A 22150-nucleotide genomic window follows, 5' to 3' on the forward strand; every position below is an offset into this window, starting at 1 on the left:
TCTCGGTTGTATCCTGCAACGATTATCGAAAGCCGCCGGCGGGGTGCCCATTGGACCAACGGCACATCCCGGCAGACAGCGGTTTGTCGTTGCAGTATAGAAGGTGAGCCACCGCATGGCCGGCCGGTGGCCCCGTCCGCAGGGATACCGGTGTCCGGCCAGTCATGGGGGAGAGGGCATGCGCAGCACGTTCAGGGGCCACACCGCACTGGCCGCTTCGATGGCACTGGCGCTGGCCGCCTGCGGCGGCGGCGGTGGCAGCAAATCGACCCCGCCACCGCCGCCCAGTCCGCCGCCGACCTCGCCGCCGCCCACTTCGACCACGCCGCAGCCGGCGATGGACGCGCATCTGGCGCTGACCAACGCCCGCGCCGCGCAGGCCGCCGGCTTCACCGGTGCCGGCGTCCGCATCGGCGTGGTCGATTCGGGCGTGATGCGCAACCATCCCACGCTGGCCGGGCGGGTGGTGGCCAATTTCAGCTACGTGGATCCGCGCCGCAACAACCTGGCGGTGGACGACGTGGTCGGTCATGGCACCACGGTGGCGCAGCTGGCCGCCGGTGCGGCCACCGGGCAATGGCCCGGGGGCATCGCGCCGGGCGCGCAGATTGTCTCGGCGCGCATCATCAACGACGAGCGGCCCAAGGACGATGGCTCCGGGCAGGGCAACGAGGTCACCGGTGGCCTGGGCATGGGCGGCGTCCATGACGACCTGATCCGCGCCGGCGTGCGCATCATGAACAACTCCTGGGGCGGGCTGTACTGGACGCGGCCGACGGTGACGGCGCAGATCGCCGCCGAGTACCGCCCGTTCATCGCCGGCAACGACGGGCTGGTGGTGTTCGCCACCGGCAACGAATCGCGCGGCAATCCCAGCGACATGGCCGCGCTGCCCAGCCAGCCGGGCGAGAATGGCTCGCGCCCGGCGGCCGACCTGGAGCGTGGCTGGCTGGCGGTGGCGGCGCTGGACACGGCCAACCCGGGGCGCCTGGCCGATTACTCCAACGCCTGCGGCGTGGCCCGCAACTACTGCCTGGTGGCGCCGGGCACGTCCGCCTTCGTGGGGCCCAGCGCCACGGCGTCGAACCTGTCCTACTACTACGGCAGCGGCACCTCCTACGCCGCGCCGCTGGTATCGGGCGCGGCGGCGCTGGTGTGGCAGGCGTTCCCGTATTTCGACAACAACCTGGTGCGGCAGACCCTGCTGGGCACCGCCACCGACCTGGGCGATCCCGGCCCGGATGCGGTGTTCGGCTATGGCCTGCTCAACGTCGGCAAGGCGGTGAAGGGCCCGGCCCGGTTCGACTGGGGCGACGTGACGGTGGACGTCAACCAGTTGGGGCTGGGATCGGTCTGGAGCAATGACATCAGCGGCGCCGGCGGGCTGGTCAAGCGCGGCGCAGGGGCGCTGACCCTGGCTGGTGCCAATACCTACGGCGGCGCCACCCGCATCGAACAGGGCACGCTGGCCCTGCGCGATGGCGCCTCGATACGCTCCAGCGTCACCCTCGTGCCGCGGTCCGATCCGACGCAGGCAGCCCTGCAGTTCCTGGGCGGTGCCACCCGGGTGACCGGCAATGTCGACAACGGTGCCAGCATCGTGATGCTTGGCGGTGGCAACAGCAGCATCATCGACGGCGATTACCTGCAGCGCAGCGGTTCCCGCCTGCTGATCGCGCTGGGCGTCAATGCGCTGCAGGTCACCGGCAGCGCAACCCTGCAGGGCGGCGGGGTGCTGATCAACGGGGTGGTGCCTGGTTACGTGCCACAGGACGGCACGCGGCAGGGCCTGATCCGCGCCGATGGCGGTGTCAGCGGCCAGTTCGACGCGGCCCCTGCCGCCACCCAGAATGCCGGCGTTGCACTGCTGCAGGCCGGCTACGGTTATGACAGCCACAATGCCTGGCTGGACCTGCAGCGGGTCAACGTGACCGCGGCCGCGCGGGTGGCGGGCGCGGATGCCGCGGCAATGGCCGCGGCGCAGCGGGTGGAGCAGGCCTTCGAACTGCTCGATGGCGATGTGACCCTGCAGTCAGGTGCGTTTGCGGCCGGTGCCAGCGCCCTGCAGCGTGGCGGTGGCGGCTTCGACGGGCTGGGCGCGAGCCTGCGCAGCCTCACCGGCCAGGCGCATGCGCTGGCGCTGGCGATGACCTTCGACAGCATCGACATGAACCGGCGGGCCTTGTCCACCCAGTTCGGCGAGGGCGGCAGCCGCGCCGACGGGGCCTGGTCGCGTTCGCTGGGGGAGGGCGGCCAGGGCGGCCTTGCCGGCGGCGACTACCGCCTGGGCGGCTGGATGCTGGGCCGCGAGACCGGCATGGGCGATGCCCGGGTGGGCTTCGCATTCGGGCAGGTGCAGGCGCAGCTGGCCGGCGGCGAGGCCGGTGACCGCGGCCGCGACCGCCAGACCCAGGCCCGGTTCTATGCCGGGCGCCAGTGGGGCCAGGCATACGCGCTCGGGCAGCTCGGTGTGGGTGGCTACCAGCGCGAGCTGGATCGCGGCCTGCTGCTGGGCGGCGAACGTGCCGGGGTGATGGCGCGTTACGCCGGCCGCTTCCTGTCCGGCAGCGCCGAGGCCGGTTACCGCTTCGAGCTGGGACGGGGCGCGTTCACCCCGTACCTGGGCGCCGACTACGCCCGCATCGACAGCGACGCGTTCCAGGAACAGGGCGGCTACGGGTTCGGCCTGAGCGCCGGCGGCTGGCAGGCCAGCCAGGTGCGCGGCCTGGCCGGCCTGCGCGCCGACTACCGCTGGCGCGGGCTGCAGCTGGGCGGCTACGCCGAGTGGCAGCAGGCGCTGTCCGCCGGCGCCGGGCCGCTGCAGGCACGCTTCACCGGTATCGATGCCTGGGCGCCGCTGTATGGCCTGCAGCCCGCGCGCGCCGCCGGATTGTTCGGCGTGTCGCTCGATGCCTGGGTCGCGCGCGATGCGCAGCTGTCGCTGGGCTACGACCAGCGCCTGGGCGGACGCGGCGACAACCGGCAGCTGTCGCTGCGGTTCATGCGCGGGTTCTGAGCCAGCGGCGGCGGACATGCAAAAGGCGGGCGACCGGGTCGCCCGCCTTTTTTTGTGCCGGCCGGGTGCGGTGGCTATTCGCCGCGCAGGCGGCTCATGCGCGGAGTGGCGCGGCCCAGCGGCATCTTCAGCTTGCCGATGGCTTCGATGCGGGCCTCGGCGATGCGGTCGGCCGCACGCTGCGGCGAGATCCCGTCGCGTTCGGACGCGTCGAAGATGCGGCCGAGGTTGTGGTAGATGCTGCGGATCAGGCGCATGGCGCGCTCGCGGTTGTAGCCGTCGATCTCCAGCGACACGTTCATCACGCCGCCGGCGTTTACCGCGTAATCCGGTGCCCACAGCACCCCGCGCCGATGCAGTTCGTCGCCCACCGCATGGCTGGCCAGCTGGTTGTTGGCGGTGCCGCAGATGACCTTGGCCTTGAGCCGGTCCAGCTCCTCCATGCCGATGGCGCCTTCCATCGCGCAGGGCGCGAACACGTCGGCGGCGACGTCGTAGATGGCATCGGGCTTGATCGCCTCGCAGCCGTACTCGGTGACCGCGCGCTGCACCAGCACCGGGTCCAGGTCGGTCACGTAGAGCTTGGCGCCGCGCTCGCGCAGCAGCTTCACCAGTTCCATGCCGATGTGGCCCAGGCCCTGCACGGCGATGCTGACCTTGCCCACTTCCTCGTGGCCGAACTTGCGGTTGATCGAGGCCATCAGCGCCTGCAGCGCACCGTAGGCGGTGAACGGGGCCGGGTCGCCGGAGCCGCCATGGACCTGGTGCACGCCGGTGACATAGCCGGTCTCCAGGTAGATCTGCTCCATGTCGTTGACGTCGCTGCCGACGTCCTCGGCGGTGATGTAGCGCCCGCCCAGCGCTTCGACCTGGCGGCCGAAGGCGCGGAACAGCACCTCGCTCTTGTCGGTGCGCGGGTCGCCGATGATCACCGCCTTGCCGCCGCCCACGTTGAGCCCGGCCAGCGCGTTCTTGTAGGTCATGGTGCGGCTCAGCCGCAGCACGTCGCGCAGGGCGTCGTCGCTGTTGGCGTAGGGACGCATGCGCACCCCGCCCAGGGCAGGGCCCAGGGTGGTGTTGTGGATGGCGATGATCGCTTTCAGGCCGGCATCGCGGTTGTGGCAGAACACGACCTGTTCATGGCCGGAAGTGGCGAGGGTTTCGAAAAGCATGGAAGCTCCGATGGGCGTTACTGCGACAACGTCCGTGATCCTGCAGACAACTGGTGGGCCAGAAAACAAAAATGCGACTTCGTCGTGGCGGTGACGGGTCGCGGGCGGCCATTCTAAAGCATTCGGCGGTCCGCGCATGTTCAGGCTGCCGCCAGCCGCGAGGGGGCGGGCGCCGCCGGGGGCGGGGCGGTACGGCGGCCGGGTCACGCTGCGCTGCAACCTGACCTGCGCGGCGCGCGGCTCTATCATCGGTTTCAACAGAAACCGAGATGTCGCACGGCCCATGAGTACTCCCGCCCCCCACCTCCCGCAGACGCAGACGGAAACCAGCCCGCTGCGTTTCGTCACCGCCGCCAGCCTGTTCGACGGCCATGACGCGGCCATCAACATCATGCGCCGGCTGATCCAGGCGCAGGGCGCGGAAGTGATCCACCTGGGCCACAACCGCTCGGTGGAAGACGTGGTCCGCGCGGCGCTGCAGGAAGACGCCGACGCCATCGCGCTGTCGTCCTACCAGGGCGGCCATGTCGAGTACTTCAAGTACATGGTGGACATGCTGCGCGAGCGCGGCGCCGGCCACATCCGCGTGTTCGGTGGCGGCGGCGGCACCATCACCCCGGAGGAGATCCGCGAACTGCAGGCCTACGGCGTGGAGCGCATCTACCACCCCAATGACGGCATGAAGATGGGGCTGGTGGAGATGATCGAGGACGTGGTCCGGCGCGCCGGCGACGCCCGCGACACGGCACCGGCGGCGGACGACGCCAGCGTGCCCGGCATCGGCGACGAGATCGCCATCGGCCGCATGCTGTCGCGGCTGGAGGACGGCGCCTTCGGCGACGCGGAGCTGGCGCACCTGCGCCGGCAGTGGCAGCTGGCCGGCGGCAGGACCCCGGTCATCGGCATCACCGGTACCGGTGGCGCCGGCAAGTCCAGCGTCACCGACGAACTGCTCAACCGCTTCCTGGCCAGCTTCCCGCAGATGCGCATCGCGGTGGTCTCGGTCGACCCGACCCGCCGCCGCACCGGTGGCGCGCTGCTGGGCGACCGCATCCGCATGAACTCGCTGCGCAGCCCGCGCGTGTACATGCGTTCGATGGCCACGCGCCGCCAGCACGCGGCGATCAATACCGTGCTGCGCGACTGCATCGGTTTCCTCAAGTCGCTGGCCTACGACCTGGTGATCGTCGAGACCGCCGGCATCGGCCAGAGCGACTCGGAGATCGTCGATCTGGTCGATTTCCCGATGTACGTGATGACCAGCGACTTCGGCGCGCCCAGCCAGCTGGAAAAGATCGACATGCTCGACTATGCCGAGCTGGTGGTGCTCAACAAGTTCGACAAGCGCGGCGCCGAGGACGCGCTGCGCGACGTGCGCAAGCAGTGGAAGCGCAACCGCGTGGCGTTCGCGATGAAGGACGAGGACGTGCCGGTGTACCCGACCATCGCCTCGCAGTTCAACGACCCGGGCATCAGCTGGATGTTCGCCAACCTGTGCCGGCTGCTGCGCGACAAGCGCGGCGCCGGGAACGCGGAGGCCGCCGCGCAGGGCGGCTGCGACTGGATGCCGGCCATCGACACCACGCTGAAGGAGCCGCGCGCGACCGTGCTGATTCCCGGCAGCCGGGTGCGTTACCTGGCCGAGATCGCCGAACAGGGCCGCGCCATCAATGCCCGCATCGAATCGCAGGCCGAAGTGGCCGAGCGCGCCCAGGGCTGCTGGCAGGCGCTGAAGGAACTGGACGACGCCGCGCTGCCGGCGGCGCTGGACCTGTACCCGGCCGACGCCCTGACCGACGCGGCCGCCGACACCAGCCTGCGCACCCTGCGCCAGCGCTACAACGACGCGGTGCAGTCGCTGGATTCGGAAGCCCTGCGCCTGCTGCGCGAATGGCCGGCGCGGCTGAAGTCGATCACCGACGAGGTCAACGAATACCAGGTGCGCGGCAAGACCATCCGCGTGGAGAACTACCGCGAGTCGCTGAGCCACCAGCAGATTCCCAAGATCGCCGCGCCCACTTACCGCAGCTGGGGCGAACTGCTGGTGTTCCTGCAGAAGGAGAACCTGCCCGGTTCCTACCCGTACACCGGCGGCGTGTACCCGTACCGCCGCAGCGGCGAGGACCCGATCCGCATGTTCGCCGGCGAGGGCACCCCCGAGCGCACCAACCGCCGCTTCCATTACCTGAGCGTCGGTCAGCCGGCCGCGCGCCTGTCCACCGCCTTCGACAGCGTGACCCTGTACGGCGAGGACCCGGCGCCGCGCCCGGACATCTACGGCAAGATCGGCAACTCCGGGGTCAACATCCCCACCCTGGACGACATGAAGAAGCTGTATTCCGGCTTCGACCTGTGCGCGCCGACCACCTCGGTGTCGATGACCATCAACGGCCCGGCGCCGATGATCCTGGCGATGTTCATGAACACCGCCATCGACCAGCAGGTGGAGAAGTACCTGAAGGCCGACCCGGCGCGCTGGGCCGAGGCCGAGAAGAAGATCGCGGCGATGTTCGAAGGTCGTGCCCGCCCGCAGTACCACGGCGAGCTGCCGCCGACCAACAACGGCCTCGGCCTGGGCCTGCTCGGCGTCACCGGCGACCAGCTGGTGGACGCCGACACCTACGCGCGGATCAAGGCCGAGACGCTGTCCACGGTGCGCGGCACGGTGCAGGCCGACATCCTCAAGGAAGACCAGGCGCAGAACACCTGCATCTTCTCCACCGAGTTCGCGCTGCGCATGATGGGCGACATCCAGCAGTATTTCGTCGACCACGGCGTGCGCAACTTCTACTCGGTGTCGATCTCCGGCTACCACATCGCCGAGGCCGGCGCGAACCCGATCAGCCAGCTGGCCTTCACCCTGTCCAACGGCTTCACCATCGTCGAGTATTACCTGGCGCGCGGGATGAAGATCGACGACTTCGCGCCCAACCTGTCGTTCTTCTTCTCCAACGGCATGGACCCGGAATACACCGTCATCGGCCGTGTCGCCCGGCGCATCTGGGCGCGCGCGATGCGTGAGCGCTACGGCGCCAACGAGCGCAGCCAGATGATGAAGTACCACATCCAGACCTCGGGCCGTTCGCTGCACGCGCAGGAGATCCAGTTCAACGACATCCGCACCACGCTGCAGGCGCTGTACGCCCTGTTCGACAACTGCAACAGCCTGCACACCAACGCCTACGACGAGGCCATCACCACGCCCACCGAGGAAAGCGTGCGCCGCGCGGTGGCGATCCAGATGATCATCAACAAGGAGTTGGGGCTGAACTTCTGCGAGAACCCGTGGCAGGGCAGCTTCATCGTCGACAAGCTCACCGACATCGTCGAGGAAGCGGTCTACAAGGAATTCGAGGCGATCAGCGAACGCGGCGGCGTGCTCGGCGCGATGGACACCATGTACCAGCGCGGCAAGATCCAGGAAGAGAGCCTGTACTACGAGCACAAGAAGCACGATGGCAGCCTGCCGCTGGTCGGCGTCAACATGTTCCTGCCGAAGGAGCATGCCGGCGAAGTGGCGACCGAGATCGAGCTGATCCGTTCGACCGAGGAGGAGAAGGGGCAGCAGATCGAGAACGTGCGCAACTGGCAGCGCAACCGCAATGCCCTGGCCCCTGCCGGCGAGACCTCGCACAGCCACGAGGTGGCTGGCAGCGCCTGCAGCGACGCCGGTGTCCACGATGGCCACGGCCTGGCCTACCTGCAGAACACCGCGCGCGAGCGCCGCAATGTGTTCGCGGCGTTGATCGAGGCGGTCAAGACCCACAGCCTCGGCCAGATCAGCCACGCGCTGTACGACGTGGGCGGGGAGTACCGGCGGAACATGTAAGCCGTCGAGGCATCCAGGGCCGCGATGGTGCCTGGGTGCCGCCCCCGATCCCACCCGGGGCAGCAGCGGGCGCCCGGCACGCTGGCGTGCCGACGCGGGACTGTCTGTGCGCTGCGGCGTGCGGGGCGCCCACGGCAGGCGCACAGCGTCAATCAGGCGCTGTTGCGGTCGGGGGACGCGTGGTTCGGCGCCGGCCCCGTTTCACCGGCATCTGCCGCGCCGGGTTCCGGCGCGCGCGAATGCCCGGGCGAAGAAGGGCAGCAGGTGCTGCTCGAAGCGATCGCGCACGTGGTCCACGTGGTCGCCGTCGTACAGGGTGAAGGCATGCGGCACGCCGCCGCGGGTGAGCGCGGCGGCGAATGCGGCCGCGCCCAGCGGCACGCTGCGTATCTGGTCCTGGCGGCCGGCATCCAGCGCCAGGCTGCACAGCTGCCGGTAGGGCGCCGGGTCGCGGGCCAGGCGCGCCAGCGGCAGCTCGCGCTGCCACCGGGCCATCACCGTGGGTACGGCGTGCATGCTGCCATCGGCTCCCGGGGCGAACGGCAGTGGCGGCGCGGCATCCTCGCTGGCACCGCGCGGGTCGGGGTCGAATGCCATCGCCATGGCGCGCAGCCAGCCGCCCAGCGGCCGTTGCCAGCGTTCGCCGTCCCGGGCCAGGTCGCCGACCAGCGCCAGGCAGCAGGGGCTGGCCGCATACACGTGGCCGAATACGCCCGGATGGCGGCCCGCCACCGACAACGCGCCGAAGCCGCCCATGGAATGCCCCGCCAGGCCACGGTATCGGCGCAGGGGCAGGGTGCGGAAGCGGCGGTCGATGAAATCCACCAGCTCGCGCGCCACGAACGTGTCCCAGTGCCCGAACGCCGGCGAGTCCACGTAGAAGCTGCCGCCGAAGCGGTTGTCGGCCATCGGCATGACCACCAGGAATTCCCCCTGCGCCGCCTGTTGGTCCAGCGCGGCGCGCAGGTCCATGCCCTGGTAGGTGCCGTCCAGCCACTCCGCCGGCACCGAGGTGGCGCCGTGCAGCAGGTAGAGCACCGGATAGCGCCGGGAGGGGGCCTTGTCATAGCTGGGCGGCAGGTAGACGGTTATCGGCCGGTCCACGCTGTCGCCGATGCGGTTGCCCAGCAGCGCCTGCGAAGGCAGGGTCGCGGTCACGATGCGCCCCTGCGCGCCCGCGGCCGGAACACCGCCGGCCAGCCAGAGCAGGCAGAGCAACGCCAGGCTGCGGATCATGCGGTCTTCTCCTTGCCGGCCTGCCGGCACCCGCCCGGAGTATAGGAAACCCGGGCGATGTACCGGGCCGAGGCGCCCGCATCCGGGCACCGCGGCGGGCGCGCAGCTGCCACACTCTGCGACCCTGCCTGGCCGCGCGCCAGGCCTTCTCCAGGAGCTGCGGCATGTTCAGTCACGTGATGGTGGGATCCAACGATATCGAGCGCTCCAGGCATTTCTACGATGCGGTGCTGGGCGTGCTCGGTGTTGGCAGGCCGCTGCGCAACGTGGCCGGCAGCGGGCATGTGCGCCTGTTCTACCCGCACGATGGCGGCATGTTCTGCGTCACCCAGCCCATCAACGGCGAACCGGCCAGCGCCGCCAATGGCGGCACGGTGGGCTTCAGGTGCAGCTCGCCCGAGCAGGTGCGGCAGTTCCACGATGTGGCGGTGGCCCACGGCGGCGCTTCGATCGAGGAAGCCCCGGGCCTGCGCCAGGGATCGCTCGGCGCCATGCACGTGGCCTATGTGCGCGATCCGGACGGCAACAAGCTCTGCGCCCTGTACCGCGGGACCTGAGCCGTCCGGCGCCGGTCGGCGCATGCCGGTGGGCGCGCGCATTGACGGCAGGGAGCAGTGGCCGGCGGCGCAGCGCGAGAACGGCGCGATTGCGGTAGCCGCGCCACGCGTCTGCTGGTGCCGCGGCAACGGCGCTGGACGTGGGCAAAGCGCTCGGTGACCATGGAGCCCCATGTCCGCCGTGCCCACGCCCTCCGCAAGCCTGCTGCACCTGCTGCCCGAGGCGGTGGTGCAGACCGATGCGCTGTGGGCGATCACCTACCTCAATCCGGCCTGGCACACGCTCACCGGGCACCCGCTGGAAGCGGCGCTGGGCCGCTCGTTGCTGGAGTTCGTGCACCCCGACGACACCGGCACCCTGCGCTCGGGCATGCCGGTGTTCCGGTTGCGGTTCGCTGACGGGGATTACCGCTGGGTGCGGCTGCAGCTGCAGCCGGAGACCGACGAGGCCGAGCGGGTGCTCAGCCGCCAGGGCGTGCTGATCGAGGTCACCGAGGTCACCGAGCAGGTGCTGGTGGAAGTCCGCCAGCGCTTCCTGCGGTTGCTGGAAACCATCGACGGCGTGGTCTGGGAGGCCGAGCGCGGGGTGGGCAATACCTTCCTCAGCCCGCAGGTGGAGCGGCTGTTCGGCTACACGGTGGAGGAATGGCGCGCCGATCCGGGCTTCTGGCGCTCGCGCGTGCATCCCGACGACCTGGCCGAGGCGCTGGTCATCGACGAGGCCGCGTACAACGCCACGCACAGCTACGCCTACGAGATGAGCTACCGGCTGATCGCCAAGTGCGGCAAGGTGGTGTGGGTGCGCGACCTGTGCCGGGCGGTGGTCGAGCCGGGGCGGCCGAACCGCATGATCGGGCTGATGATCGACGTGACCCGCCAGAAGCATACCGAGCTGGAGCTGCTGCGCTCGGACAACCGTTATGCGCTGGCCACCCTTGGCTCCAATGACGGCATCTGGGACTGGGACCTGCGCAGCGATGTCATGCACGTGTCCGAGCGCTTCCGCCGGATCGTGGGGATGGACGACGGCGAGCCGGTGCATCACGGTGGCTGGCACTTCCTGCAGCAGCTCATCGACCCCGACGACCGTGCGCGCGTGCAGCTGGCCTACCGCCGCCACCTGTCGGGGAACAGCCCGAATTTCTCGGTGGATTTCCGCGCCTTCCATGGTTCCGGGCGGCTGGTGTGGGTGAACTGGCGCGGCGTGGCCCAGTTCGACGACGGCGTTGCCGTGCGCATGGCCGGCTCGCTCAGCGACCTGGCCGAACGCGGCAGCTCCTACGACGCGCTCACCAACCTGCCGGGCCGGCCGTTGTTCCGGGCCCGCCTGGCGCATGCCATCGCCGTGCACCGCGGCGAATCCGCGGCCGGGGCCGACGGGCCGGCGCGTGGTGGCACCACCATGTTCGCGGTGCTGCTGCTGGACCTCAACCGGTTCAAGGCGGTCAATGACAGCCTGGGCCACCATGTCGGCGACCAGTTGCTGCAGCAGGTGGCGCGGCGTCTTGAATCGTGCGTGCGCAACGCCGACCTGGTCGCGCGCATGAGTGGCGACGAGTTCAACCTGCTGCTCGAATCGATCGATCCCGGCGAAGCGGCCGAGCGTGCGCGGCAGATCGTCGCGGCGCTGGAGGTGCCGTACCTGATCGGCCCGCATACGGTGAGCAGCAGCGCCAGCATCGGCCTGGTCAGCAGCCAGTCCGGGCTGAAGACGATCGATGACTACCTGCGCACCGCCGATGCGGCCATGTACCGCGCCAAGAGCCGCTCGCTGGGCGTGTGCATCGCTTCATGACCGGCGTGCCGTGCAGCGGCACCGGCCGGCGTTGCCGTCGGACGGCGCCTTGCGTGGCGCTTTCTCCGGTGCCGGGACACTGAGCGCCCGGCGGGCAGGCGTGGTGCCTTTGCTGGCGGGGCATGACAGTTCGTATGCCACCCATGCCGCGTGGTTATGGATGCGCCGCGACAAGCGCTGCATGAAACGCGCCGGGTGCCTTGCGCCAGGCGTGTTTCCGCTGCGCGCACGCGGCTGTGCATGAAGCCGGCGGCGCACTGTCGGGCAGGCGGGCCCGTTGCTACCCTCGGCCGCACTTTCTGCAGACAGGCGGTGGCATGGACAGGCGGCGATTCCTTGGTGGTACGGCATTGGCGGGGGCGCTGTTGCCGCTGATGGGCACGGGCAGCGTGCTGGCGGCGCAACGTGGCGGGCGGTTGCTGCCGCTGCCGCTGGAGAAGGGCGATACGGTGGCGCTGGTCAGCCCGTCGGCGGCCAGCAGCGACCCGCTCAGCCTGCAGCTGGCGCGCGAGGCGATGGAAGCGCTGGGCTTCAAGGTCAAGACCGGCGCCCATTACGATGCGCGGCATGGGCACCTGGCCGGTACCGATGCCGAGCGCGCCGGCGACCTGAACGCCATGTTCGCCGACCGCCAGGTCAAGGCCATCGTCTGCGTGCGCGGCGGCTCCGGTGCGGCGCGGCTGCTGCCGCTGCTGGACTATGCCGCCATCCGCGCCAATCCCAAGGTGCTGCTCGGCTACTCGGACATCACCGCGCTGCATTGCGCGATCCAGGCCAGGACCGGGCTGGTGACCTTCCACGGCCCGATCGGCTCGGGCAGCTGGAACCGGTTCAACGTGGACCAGTTCGAGCGCCTGTTCTTCAAGCGCGAACTGATGCAGTACCGCAACAGCGTCGATACCGACGACGAACTGGTGCCGCGCAGGAACCGCACCCGCACCATCACCGGCGGCACCGCGCGCGGCGAGCTGGTGGGCGGCAACCTGACCGTACTGACCGCGCTGGCCGGTTCGCCGTACCTGCCCGATTTCAACGGCAAGATCCTGTTTCTGGAAGACGTGGACGAAGCGCCGTACCGCATCGACCGCATGCTCAGCACGCTGAAGCTGATGGGCGCGCTGGACCGGATCGCCGGCTTCATCTTCGGCGAATGCACCGGCTGCACGCCCGGCGACGGCTATGGCTCGCTGACCCTGGACCAGCTGTTCGCCGACTACATCGCGCCGCTGAAGATCCCGGCCTTCCGCGGGGCGATGATCGGCCACATCCGCGAACAGTTCATCGTGCCGGTCGGCGGCCGCGTGGATATGGATGCCGACGCCGGTACCTTCCGCCTGCTGGAACCGGTGTTCGCCGGGGGCTGAGCGGCGCCGGCGGCTGCCTGCGCGCGGCCGCCATGGCGATGCCGTCGCGGCCGCCGCCTATACTGGCGCGGCCGCCGGCTGGCGGTACCGGCATGCCACAGGGAGAAACGTCATGTCCATGGTCTGGCTGATGCGAACGCTGTCGTTGTCGTGGGCGCTGCTGCTGGCCGCCCCCGTGTCCGCGCAGGCCGCGGCGGAGGAAAGCGAACTGCTGTTCCGCGGGGTCCGGGTGCTGGACACCGTGCGCGGCACGCTGGGCGCGCCCACCGACGTGCTGGTGCGCGGCCGGCATATCGCCGCGATCGGCGCGGCGGCGACACCGGCGGCCACGGCCACGGTGATCGAAGGCCGCGGCCGCACGCTGATGCCGGGGCTGATCGACGCGCACTGGCACAGCACGTTCACCGCGCTCTCGCAGGCGGACATGCTGGCCCTGGCGGACACGCCGGACCAGCTGGCCGCGCGGGTGGCGGCCGAATCCGAACGCACCCTGCTGCGTGGCTTCACCAGCGTGCGCGACGTCGGCGGGCCGATCTTCGAACTGAAGGCGGCGATCGACGCCGGCCATGCGCGCGGCCCGCGCATCTGGCCGTCCGGCGCCACCATCAGCCAGACCGCCGGGCATGGCGACATGCGCCTGCCGCACGAGCGCTCGCGGCGCTTCTTCGGCAAGCCGGCGCTGGCCGAGGAAATGGGCGCCACCTTCATCGCCGACGGCCGCGACGAGGTACTCACCGCGGTGCGCGAGAACCTGCGCCGGGGCGCCAGCCAGATCAAGCTGATGGCCGGCGGCGGCACGTCCTCGGCCTACGACCCGGTGGACGTCACCCAGTACACGCTCGACGAGATGCGCGCCGCGGTCGAGGCCGCCGAGGACTGGGGCACCTACGTCACCGTGCATGCCTATACCGTGCGTGCGGTGCGCCGCGCCATCGAAGCCGGGGTGAAGAGCATCGAACACGGGCAAATGCTGGACGAGGACACGCTGCGGCTGATGGCGCGCCGTGGCGTGTGGCTGTCCAGCCAGACCCTGCGCGCGAGCACCGAGAACATGGATCCGCTGCGCCGCGAGAAGCGCAAGCCGGTGATCGACGGGCAGGCGCGCATGTGGGCCATGGCCAAGCGCGCCGGGGTGCGCATGGCGTGGGGCACCGACTTCCTGTTCGAGCCGGCGCTCAATGTCGAGCAGAACGCTTTCATCCTCGGCCTGCGGGAGTGGTTCACCCCGGCGGAGATCCTGCGCATGGTCACCCACGACAACGCCGAACTGCTGGCGCTGTCCGGCCTGCGCAGCCCCTATCCGGGGCGCCTGGGGGTGGTCGAGGAAGGCGCGCTGGCGGACCTGCTGCTGGTCGAGGGCAATCCGCTGGAGGACCTGCAGGTGATCGCCGATCCGGCGCGCCGCTTCGCGGTGATCGTCAAGGACGGGCGCATCGTCAAGGGCGGCGACTGACCACGCCGGGCCGGGCGGGCATCGCGCCCGCCCGCCGGGGCGCCGCCGCGGCGCCGGCAGACTGCCGCTGCTCGACCGCCGGCAGGGGAGGACCCGATGAGACTGCAGTTCAGGCCCGGGATCGTGCTGTCCTGCATGGCGCTGGCGGTGCTGGCCGGTTGCGCGCACCGGCGGCCGACGGTGGCCATGGAACCGACGCCGGTGGCGCACATCGTGCCGCTGCCGGGCGCCATCCAGACCGCTCCCGGCGTGCTGCGGATTTCCTCGGCGGTGGTCGTGGAGGACGCGGGTGCCGCGCCCATGGCCCGGCGTGCGCTGGACGAACTGCTGGCGGCGCTGCACATCGCCAGCGCGGACGCGGGCACGCCGCTGCGGCTGCAGCGGGTCGACGACCCGGCACTGGGCGAGGAGGGCTACCGGCTGCTGGTGGACGATGCGATCCATCTGAGCGCGCGCACCGATGCCGGGCTGCTGCATGCGGTGCAGACCCTGCGGCAGCTGCTGCCGGCGCGCGCCGGCACGGATTACCGGCTGCCGCGGCTGGCGATCACCGACGTGCCCGCCTACCGCTGGCGCGGGCTGTCGCTGGACGTGGCGCGCAGTTTCCTGCCGGTTGATTACCTGGAAAGGCACATCGACCGCATGGCCCTGTTCAAATTGAACCGGCTGCACCTGCACCTGACCGACGACCAGGGCTGGCGGATCGAGATCAAGCGCTATCCCCGGCTGGCGGAAATCGGCGGCGCCAGCGCGGTGCAGGGCGGGCGCGCTGGTTACTACACCCAGGCGCAGCTCAGGCACCTGGTGGCGTACGCGCAGGCGCGCGGCGTCACCCTGGTGCCGGAGATCGACATGCCCGGGCACGTGCAGGCGGCGCTGGCCTCGTACAACGCGCTGGCCTGCGACGACGTGGCCAACCGCGGCACCTACGCCGGCGTGGAAGTGGGCTTCAGCGTGTTGTGCCTGGACAAGCCCGAGGTGGTGTATCCCTTCGTGCGCGACGTGCTGGAGGAGGTGGCGGCGATCTTTCCGTCCAATGAAATCCACATCGGCGGCGATGAGATCAGGCACCCGCTGTACGCCGATTTCGTCGCCCGCACCGCGGCGATGGTGGACGCGATGGGGCGTACTCCGGTGGTCTGGGAGGAAGGATCGGTGGCCGCGATGAAGCCCACCGCGCTGGTGCAGCTGTGGAACGACGGCTATGCCATCGAGGCCGCGGTCGCCCGCGGCCACCGCTTGATCCTGTCGCCGTGCTCCTACCTGTACATCGACCACGGCAACCGTGCCGGCCAGCCCGGCGCCGACTGGTGCCGCGCCGAGGGCGTGCCGCTGGCCCGGGTCTATGCCTTCGACCCGACCCCTTACCGGACCGCGGTGGGCGTGGAAGCGGCGCTGTGGAGCGAGTTCGTGCATACCGACGCCGCCGCCGATGCGCGCCTGTGGCCACGCCTGGCGGCCGTGGCCGAGGTGGCATGGAGCCCGGCCACGCGGCGCGGCTATCCGGGGTTCGTGCGGCGCATGGCAGGGCTGCGCGCGCACCTGGACGCGCTGGGCGTCCACTACTACCCCGAGCCGGACCTGGGCTGGGGCGACGCCGCCGACACGCGCTGAGGCGTGCGCAGCGGCGGCGTCGCCCGCTCGCCGGGGCCGCACGGGATGCGCGTCCGGCTCGGTTAGCATTGCGCATCCCACCAAGGAACACCGCCCCATGCACCGCCTGCTGGTGGTCGACGACGACAGCGACATCCGCGGACTGCTGGCCGAGCAGCTCGGCCGCGCCGGCTATACGGTGAGCACCGCCGCCGATGGCGCCGGCATGCGCCACGCGCTGGCGCGCGAAGCCATCGACCTGGTCGTGCTCGACCTCAACCTGCCGCGCGAGGACGGGCTGGCGTTGTGCCGCGAGCTGCGCGCGCGCGCCAGCACCCCGGTGATCATGCTCACCGCCCGCGCCGAGCCGATCGACCGCGTGCTTGGGCTGGAAATGGGCGCCGACGACTACCTGGCCAAGCCGTTCGAGCCGCGCGAACTGCTGGCGCGGATCCGCAACGTGCTGCGCCGGACCGAGGCGCTGCCGGCCAACCTGGAGCCGTTGGCGATGCGCCGGGCGACGTTCGCCGACTGGCTGTTCGACCTGGAGCGGCGCCACCTGGTGGATCCGGCCGGGCGCGTGGTGATGCTGTCCGGCGCCGAGTTCCGCCTGCTGCGGGTATTCGTCGGCCATGCCAACAAGGTGCTCTCGCGCGAGCAGCTGGCCGCGCTGGGCGGCGGCCGCAGCCATGAGGCCCAGGACCGCGCCATCGACCTGCAGGTCAGCCGCCTGCGCCAGAAGCTCGGCAGCGCCGGCAGCCTGATCAGGACCGTGCGCAGCGAGGGCTATGTGTTCGCCGGCGTGGTGACGCTGGCATGATGGCCCGGCTGCGGCGGTTCCTGGCCTCGATGACGGGGCGGCTGTTCGTCATCCTGCTGGTCGGCATGCTGTCTGCGGCGATCGGCGCCACCCTGCTGGCCGAGGCGCACCGCCGCCAGGAGTTCGAGCAGCAGAACCTGATGCGCATGGCCGATCGCCTGCAGGGCTTCGTGGCCCTGCTTGAGAGCAACCCCGAGCTGCGCGCGCGGCTGCTGGAAACCGGCGGCGCGAGCGTGCATCCGGCCCGCGGCGAGGTCCATGCCGGCAAGCAGGACGTGGCGCTGATGGCGGTCCTGGACGACCGCGAGGGGCCGGTGGCCGATGCGCGGGTGTATGTCACCGGCTTCCGCGCCTGCCTGCCACCGCTGCCGGAGCTGCTGCCGCAGCGCACGCGCATCCCGCACCACCTGCGCAAGCGCTATCCGGCGGTGGTGCCGCCGCGCTGCCGGCTGGTGGAGCTGACCCTGGGCGATGGCACCCCGCTGCGGCTGACATTGCAGTACCCGGCGACGGCGCGCATCCGCATCTTCGCCTTCGATCCGCTGTTCCTGTCGCTGCTGTCGCTGGCCATCGCCGTGCTCGCCTACGTGGTGGCGCGCATCGCCAGTTCGCCGCTGCAGCGGCTCGCCGACGCCGCCACCGAGCTGGGCCAGGACCTGCAGCGCGATCCATTGCCGGTGACCGGGCCGCAGGAGGTGCGGCGCGCGGCCGAAGCCTTCAACGCCATGCAGCAGCGCCTGCAGCGGCATATCGGCGAGCGCACGCAGATGCTCGCGGCCATCACCCACGACCTGCAGACGCCGCTCACCCGGCTGCGGCTGCGGCTGGAGAACGTGGCCGACGAACCGCTGCGCGAACGGCTGATCGCCGACCTGGCGGCGATGCAGGCGCTGGTGCGCGAGGGGCTGGAACTGGCCCGCAGCGCCGAAAGCGCCGAGCAGCGCGTGGTGCTGGACCTGGATTCGCTGTTGCAGAGCGTGGCCGGGGACGCGGCCGACGCCGGGCACCCGGTCGAGTTCGAGCAGGGCTGTGGCGCCGTGCTGCGGGTGCGCCCGCTGGCCATGCACCGGCTGTTCTCCAACCTGGTGGACAATGCCGTCAAGTACGGGCACTCGGCGTCCATCCGCGCGCAGGCGCGCGACGGCCAGGTCCAGGTGTGCATCCGCGACCACGGCCCGGGCCTGGCGGCGGACGAACTGGAGGCGGTGTTCACCCCGTTCCTGCGCCTGGAGACCTCGCGTTCGCGCGAGACCGGCGGTGTCGGCCTGGGCCTGACCATCGCCCGCACGCTGGCCGAGAAGAACGGCGCCACCCTGGTGCTGCGCAACCATCCCGACGGTGGCCTGGAAGCGGTGGTCACCTGGCCGGCGTCCGCCGCGGCGCCCGCCCGCCGCGGCTGAGCGGCAACGCGCCGGCCGGCGTCGCTGGCCGGTTCCGGTGGGGCGGGGGCTGCATGGGGCCGGCAATCCCCCTACCATGTGCGCACTCTCTCCCTGTCCGTGCACATGACGTTGCCGCAGCCGTCCGCACCGCTCGACCGCCCGGCCCCGTCGTTTGAGCGACGCCGCCAATCGCGTCCCGGCCGCATGCGCGGCGGTCGCTGGGTCCGGCGCCTCATGCGGCTTTGGCTGTGCCTGCTGCTGGTGGCCGGGGGCGCGGCCGCGGCCGAACACACGCCGCCGCTGCGCGATTACGCGGTGGACATGTGGACCTCGCGCAACGGCCTGCCGCACAACTCGCTGCGCGGCATCGCGCAGACGCCGGAAGGACACCTGTGGTTCGCCACCTGGGAAGGGGTGGCGCGCTACAACGGGCTCGATTTCGACCTCTATGACCGCAGCACCCGGCCCGGGCTGCTCGACAACGGCATCGGTGCGCTGTACGTGGATCGCGATGGCGCGCTGTGGGTGACCGATTCACGCGGCAACGTCCTGCGGCGCACGCTCGACGGGCGCTGGCGGCAGTGGCCGCAGCACCCGCCGGCGCCGAAGGTGCTGATCCAGGCGATGCAGAAGGACAGCAAGGGCCGGCTGTGGCTGCTCTACGAGGGCCGCGGGCTGGGCTACCTGGCTCCCGACGGACGCGTGGTCTACGAGCCGCCGGCGCCGGGCGCGCCGGTGAACATGACGTTGTCCAACTGGCTGGCCGTGGATGACCAGGACCGGGTCTGGGTCGGCACCATGGATGGCCTGAAGCTGCGCGGCGACGATGGCGTGCTGGGCAACGCGCCGGCCGCGCTGGACCTGCCGCCGGGCCCGGCCTGGCCCTACCGCGCGCCGGACGGCGCGGTGTGGATCGTCACCGATGGCGCGCTGTACCGGATGCACCCGGGCGGCGCGCGCCGGGTGCACGTGCTGCCCGGGGTTTCGCACACCACCGCGATGCTGCAGGACCGCCACGGCGACCTGTGGCTGGGCACCGAGAACCAGGGGCTGTTCCGCATCGGCAGCCATGGCGTGGAGCGCCTGCCGGACAGCCGGCAGATGCAGAACGGGCGCATCACCAGCCTGATGGAGGATGCCGAAGGCAGCATCTGGGTGGGCGGCAACGGTGGCCTGTACCGGCTGCGCGAAACCCTGTTCAGCAGCTACACCACCCGCGATGGGCTGAGCGGGGACTACGTGCGCGCGGTGATCGAGGACGACCAGCGACGCCTGTGGATCGGTGGTGCCGCCGGCCTGGACCGGATGGAGCGCGACGGCCGCATCGTGCCGGTGCCGCTGCGCAACAGCGTCGGCAAGGCGCCGTCGGTGTTGAGCGTGATCCAGAGCCGCGATGGCGCGACGTGGGTCGGCACTTTCGGCGACGGCATCTACCGCATCGACCGCGAGGGCCGCAGCCGCCATTACGGCACCGCCGACGGCCTGGCGGCAGGCAACGTGCGGGTGATGGCCGCCGACCGCGATGGCGACGGCATCTGGGCCGGCACCCAGCGCGGCGTGGTGCGGCTGGGCGCCGACGGCGTGCAGGTGCCCACGGTGGCCGGGTTGCCGGGCGGGCTGGTGACCGCGCTGCGCCACACCGAGGACGGCCTGTGGATAGGCACCATCGAAGGCATCCGCGTGCTGCGCGGGAATACCGTGCAGCGGCTGGACGTGGACGGGCTCGGCGGTGGCCGCAGCATCTTCGGCTTCACCCCGGTCGGCGACGCCATGTGGGCCACCTCCGACCGCGGCCTGTACCGCTACCGCGACGGCCGCCTGGCGCGGGTGGGGCTGGAACAGGGCATGCCGGTGGACACCGTGTTCGAAATGGTGCCCGACCGCCTGGGCAATGTCTGGATCAGCAGCAACCGCGGCATCCTGCGCACCACGATGGCGGCGCTGGACGCGGTGGCCGATGGCCGCAGCCCGCGGATCGAGGTCGAGCGCTACAACGAGATCGACGGCATGTACAACGCCCAGGCCAACGGCAGCACCGGGCCGTCCGCGGTACTGCGCGCCGACGGCACCTACTGGGTGGCCACCGCCGGCGGCCTGAGCATGGTCGACCCGTTGCGGCTGCAGCGCTTCCGCGAACGGTTGCCGCCGCCGGTGGTGGTGGAAAGCGTGCAGCTGGACGGGGTGCCGCTGCATTGGCAGGCGCACGGCGTCACCGCCGTGCCCGGCGGGCGCCGGCTGACGGTGGGTTACGTCGGCCTGAGCTACCTGATGTCCGACCGGATCCGTTACCGCACCCGGCTGGAAGGGCTGGACCACGACTGGATCGAGCGCGGCAACCAGCGCAGCGTCGAGTTCATGGGGCTGCCGCCGGGCGACTACACCCTGCATGTCTCGGCGATGCACCCGGGCGGCCGCTGGAGCGAAAGCGAGGCGGCCTGGAAGTTCACCGTCGAGCCGTTGCCGTGGCAGCGCCGCAGCGTGCAGGCCGCGGCCGGCATCGCGCTGCTGCTGGCGCTGGTGGCGCTGTACCGGTACCTGATCCACCGCTACAAGACCAGCAACATGCGGCTGGCGCGCCAGGTTGCCGAGCGCACCGCCGACCTGCAGTTGCAGGCCGAGCGCCTGCTGGCGGCCAACCAGGAGAAGACCGCGCTGGCCGAGCGCCTGCGCCAGCAGGCCGTGGCGTTCGAGCGCCAGGCCCACGAGGACCCGTTGACCGGCCTGCCCAACCGCCGTGCCTTCGACGAGGCGCTGGCGCGCGATTTCGCCCGTTCCCAGCGCAGCGGCCACCCGCTGAGCCTGCTGGTGCTGGACATCGACCATTTCAAGACCGTCAACGACAGCTGGTCGCACAGTGTCGGCGACCAGGTGCTGTGCGAGGTGGCGCGGCTGCTGGCCGCCAGTTGCCGGGATTCCGACCTGCCGGCGCGGCTGGGCGGCGAGGAATTCGCGCTGCTGCTCAACGACACCCCGCTGGAGGAGGCGCAAGGGGTGTGCACGCGCCTGCAGGGGCTGTTCCATGCGCAGCGCAACTGGGCCGGGATCGAGGGCCTGCGGGTGACGTTCAGTGCCGGGCTGGTGCAGCTGGCGGCCGGCGACCGCACCCCGCTGCTGTTGTTCCAGCGCGCCGACAAGGCCCTGTACCAGGCCAAGAGCGACGGCCGCGACCGGATCTGCCTGGGGTGACGACCCCGGCAACGGGGGGGACGGGAACCGGGAACGCGTGCGGGCAGCCGCGCCGCGCCGGTTTCCGCCGTTACCCGTTGCCGGTTCCCTGTTCCTGGCTGCGGAAGCCGTTGACGATCTGGCAGAACAGGCGCGCGGTCTGCTCGGTGTCGTACACCGCGCTGTGCGCCTGGCTGGCATCCCACTCGAAACCGGCGGCCTGCAGCGCCCGCGCCAGCACGGTCTGGCCGTAGGCCACGCCGGCCAAGGTCACCGTGTCGAACACGCTGAACGGGTGGAATGGATTGCGCTTGTGGCCGCTGCGGGCAACCGCGGCATTGAGGAAGTTCAGGTCGAAGTGGGCGTTGTGCCCGACCAGGATCGCGCGCTGGCAGCCATGCTTCTTCAGCGCCGCGCGCACCGGCGCGAACACGTGTTCCAGTGCCTCGCGCTCGGGCTTGGCCAGGCGGAACGGGTGGTCCAGCACGATGCCGGTGACCTCGAGCGACTTGGGGTCGATCTCGGTGCTTTCGGCCGGCACCACGTGCGCGCAACTGGTCTGGCCGGGCCGCAGCAGGCCGTTCTCGTCCATGTCCAGCGGAATGGCGGCGATTTCCAGCAGCGCGTGCCGGTTCCAGTCGAAGCCGCCGGTCTCCACGTCCACCACCACCGGCAGGAAGCCGCGGAAGCGTTGCGCCATCGGCGTGAAAACAGGAGCGGTGGCCGGGCGGTCAGCGGTTTGGTTCATCGCGATAGGGTAGCAGAGGC

Annotated in this window: 13 protein-coding genes; 10 read left to right on the forward strand and 3 right to left on the reverse strand. The window is 70.9% G+C overall.

Annotation, left to right across the window (positions count from 1 at the left end):
- Positions 1-178 precede the first annotated feature (178 nt).
- Complete coding sequence (locus ACJ7VY_RS05525; RefSeq protein ID WP_312344105.1) at positions 179-3016, forward strand: S8 family serine peptidase; 2838 nt, start codon at positions 179-181, stop codon at positions 3014-3016.
- Between the two features lie 74 nt (positions 3017-3090).
- Here the strand turns inward: ACJ7VY_RS05525 and ACJ7VY_RS05530 are convergent, their stop codons facing one another.
- A complete protein-coding gene (locus tag ACJ7VY_RS05530; RefSeq protein WP_104938427.1) occupies positions 3091-4188 on the reverse strand; it encodes a Glu/Leu/Phe/Val dehydrogenase dimerization domain-containing protein in 1098 nt (365 codons plus the stop codon).
- 283 nt (positions 4189-4471) lie between these two features.
- On the opposite strand from ACJ7VY_RS05530, the gene ACJ7VY_RS05535 reads away from it, so the two are divergent.
- Positions 4472-8017, forward strand: coding sequence for a methylmalonyl-CoA mutase family protein (locus tag ACJ7VY_RS05535; RefSeq protein WP_409476523.1), 3546 nt, complete (start codon positions 4472-4474; stop codon positions 8015-8017).
- 201 nt (positions 8018-8218) lie between these two features.
- On the opposite strand, the gene ACJ7VY_RS05540 is transcribed toward ACJ7VY_RS05535, so the two are convergent.
- Positions 8219-9253 carry an alpha/beta hydrolase gene (locus ACJ7VY_RS05540; RefSeq protein ID WP_161614689.1) on the reverse strand — a complete coding sequence of 345 codons (1035 nt, stop codon included), beginning with the start codon at positions 9251-9253 and terminating at the stop codon, positions 8219-8221.
- A gap of 164 nt (positions 9254-9417) precedes the next feature.
- Between ACJ7VY_RS05540 and ACJ7VY_RS05545 the strand changes: the two genes are divergently transcribed.
- The 8 genes from ACJ7VY_RS05545 (at position 9418) to ACJ7VY_RS05580 (ending at position 21403) form a co-directional block, all read left to right on the forward strand.
- Positions 9418-9810 (forward strand): VOC family protein, encoded by a 393-nt coding sequence (locus ACJ7VY_RS05545; RefSeq protein ID WP_161614688.1) that lies wholly within the window; start codon positions 9418-9420, stop codon positions 9808-9810.
- Between the two features lie 172 nt (positions 9811-9982).
- Positions 9983-11605 carry a sensor domain-containing diguanylate cyclase gene (locus ACJ7VY_RS05550; protein ID WP_161614687.1) on the forward strand — a complete coding sequence of 541 codons (1623 nt, stop codon included), beginning with the start codon at positions 9983-9985 and terminating at the stop codon, positions 11603-11605.
- Between the two features lie 317 nt (positions 11606-11922).
- Entirely contained in the window at positions 11923-12969 is a 1047-nt protein-coding gene (locus ACJ7VY_RS05555) for an LD-carboxypeptidase (protein ID WP_409476524.1), read from the forward strand.
- A gap of 112 nt (positions 12970-13081) precedes the next feature.
- Positions 13082-14422 (forward strand): metal-dependent hydrolase family protein, encoded by a 1341-nt coding sequence (locus tag ACJ7VY_RS05560; RefSeq protein ID WP_161614686.1) that lies wholly within the window; start codon positions 13082-13084, stop codon positions 14420-14422.
- 96 nt (positions 14423-14518) lie between these two features.
- The gene (locus ACJ7VY_RS05565; RefSeq protein ID WP_161614685.1) at positions 14519-16036 is read left to right on the forward strand and encodes a beta-N-acetylhexosaminidase; all 1518 of its coding nucleotides are present in this window, start codon (positions 14519-14521) and stop codon (positions 16034-16036) included.
- A gap of 97 nt (positions 16037-16133) precedes the next feature.
- On the forward strand, positions 16134-16835 hold the full coding sequence (locus tag ACJ7VY_RS05570; RefSeq protein ID WP_104938431.1) for a response regulator: 702 nt from the start codon (positions 16134-16136) through the stop codon (positions 16833-16835).
- The gene (locus ACJ7VY_RS05575) at positions 16835-18235 is read left to right on the forward strand and encodes an ATP-binding protein (protein WP_409476787.1); all 1401 of its coding nucleotides are present in this window, start codon (positions 16835-16837) and stop codon (positions 18233-18235) included. Before ACJ7VY_RS05570 ends, ACJ7VY_RS05575 begins: the two co-directional genes overlap by 1 nt.
- 216 nt (positions 18236-18451) lie before the next feature.
- Positions 18452-21403 carry a diguanylate cyclase gene (locus ACJ7VY_RS05580; RefSeq protein WP_409476525.1) on the forward strand — a complete coding sequence of 984 codons (2952 nt, stop codon included), beginning with the start codon at positions 18452-18454 and terminating at the stop codon, positions 21401-21403.
- Between the two features lie 70 nt (positions 21404-21473).
- On the opposite strand, the gene rnt is transcribed toward ACJ7VY_RS05580, so the two are convergent.
- Positions 21474-22130, reverse strand: coding sequence for a ribonuclease T (gene rnt, locus ACJ7VY_RS05585; RefSeq protein ID WP_409476526.1), 657 nt, complete (start codon positions 22128-22130; stop codon positions 21474-21476).
- Between the last annotated feature and the right edge of the window lie 20 nt (positions 22131-22150).

The sequence above is a fragment of the Stenotrophomonas sp. Y-13 genome (assembly GCF_046267925.1).
Lineage (GTDB): Bacteria > Pseudomonadota > Gammaproteobacteria > Xanthomonadales > Xanthomonadaceae > Stenotrophomonas > Stenotrophomonas acidaminiphila_A.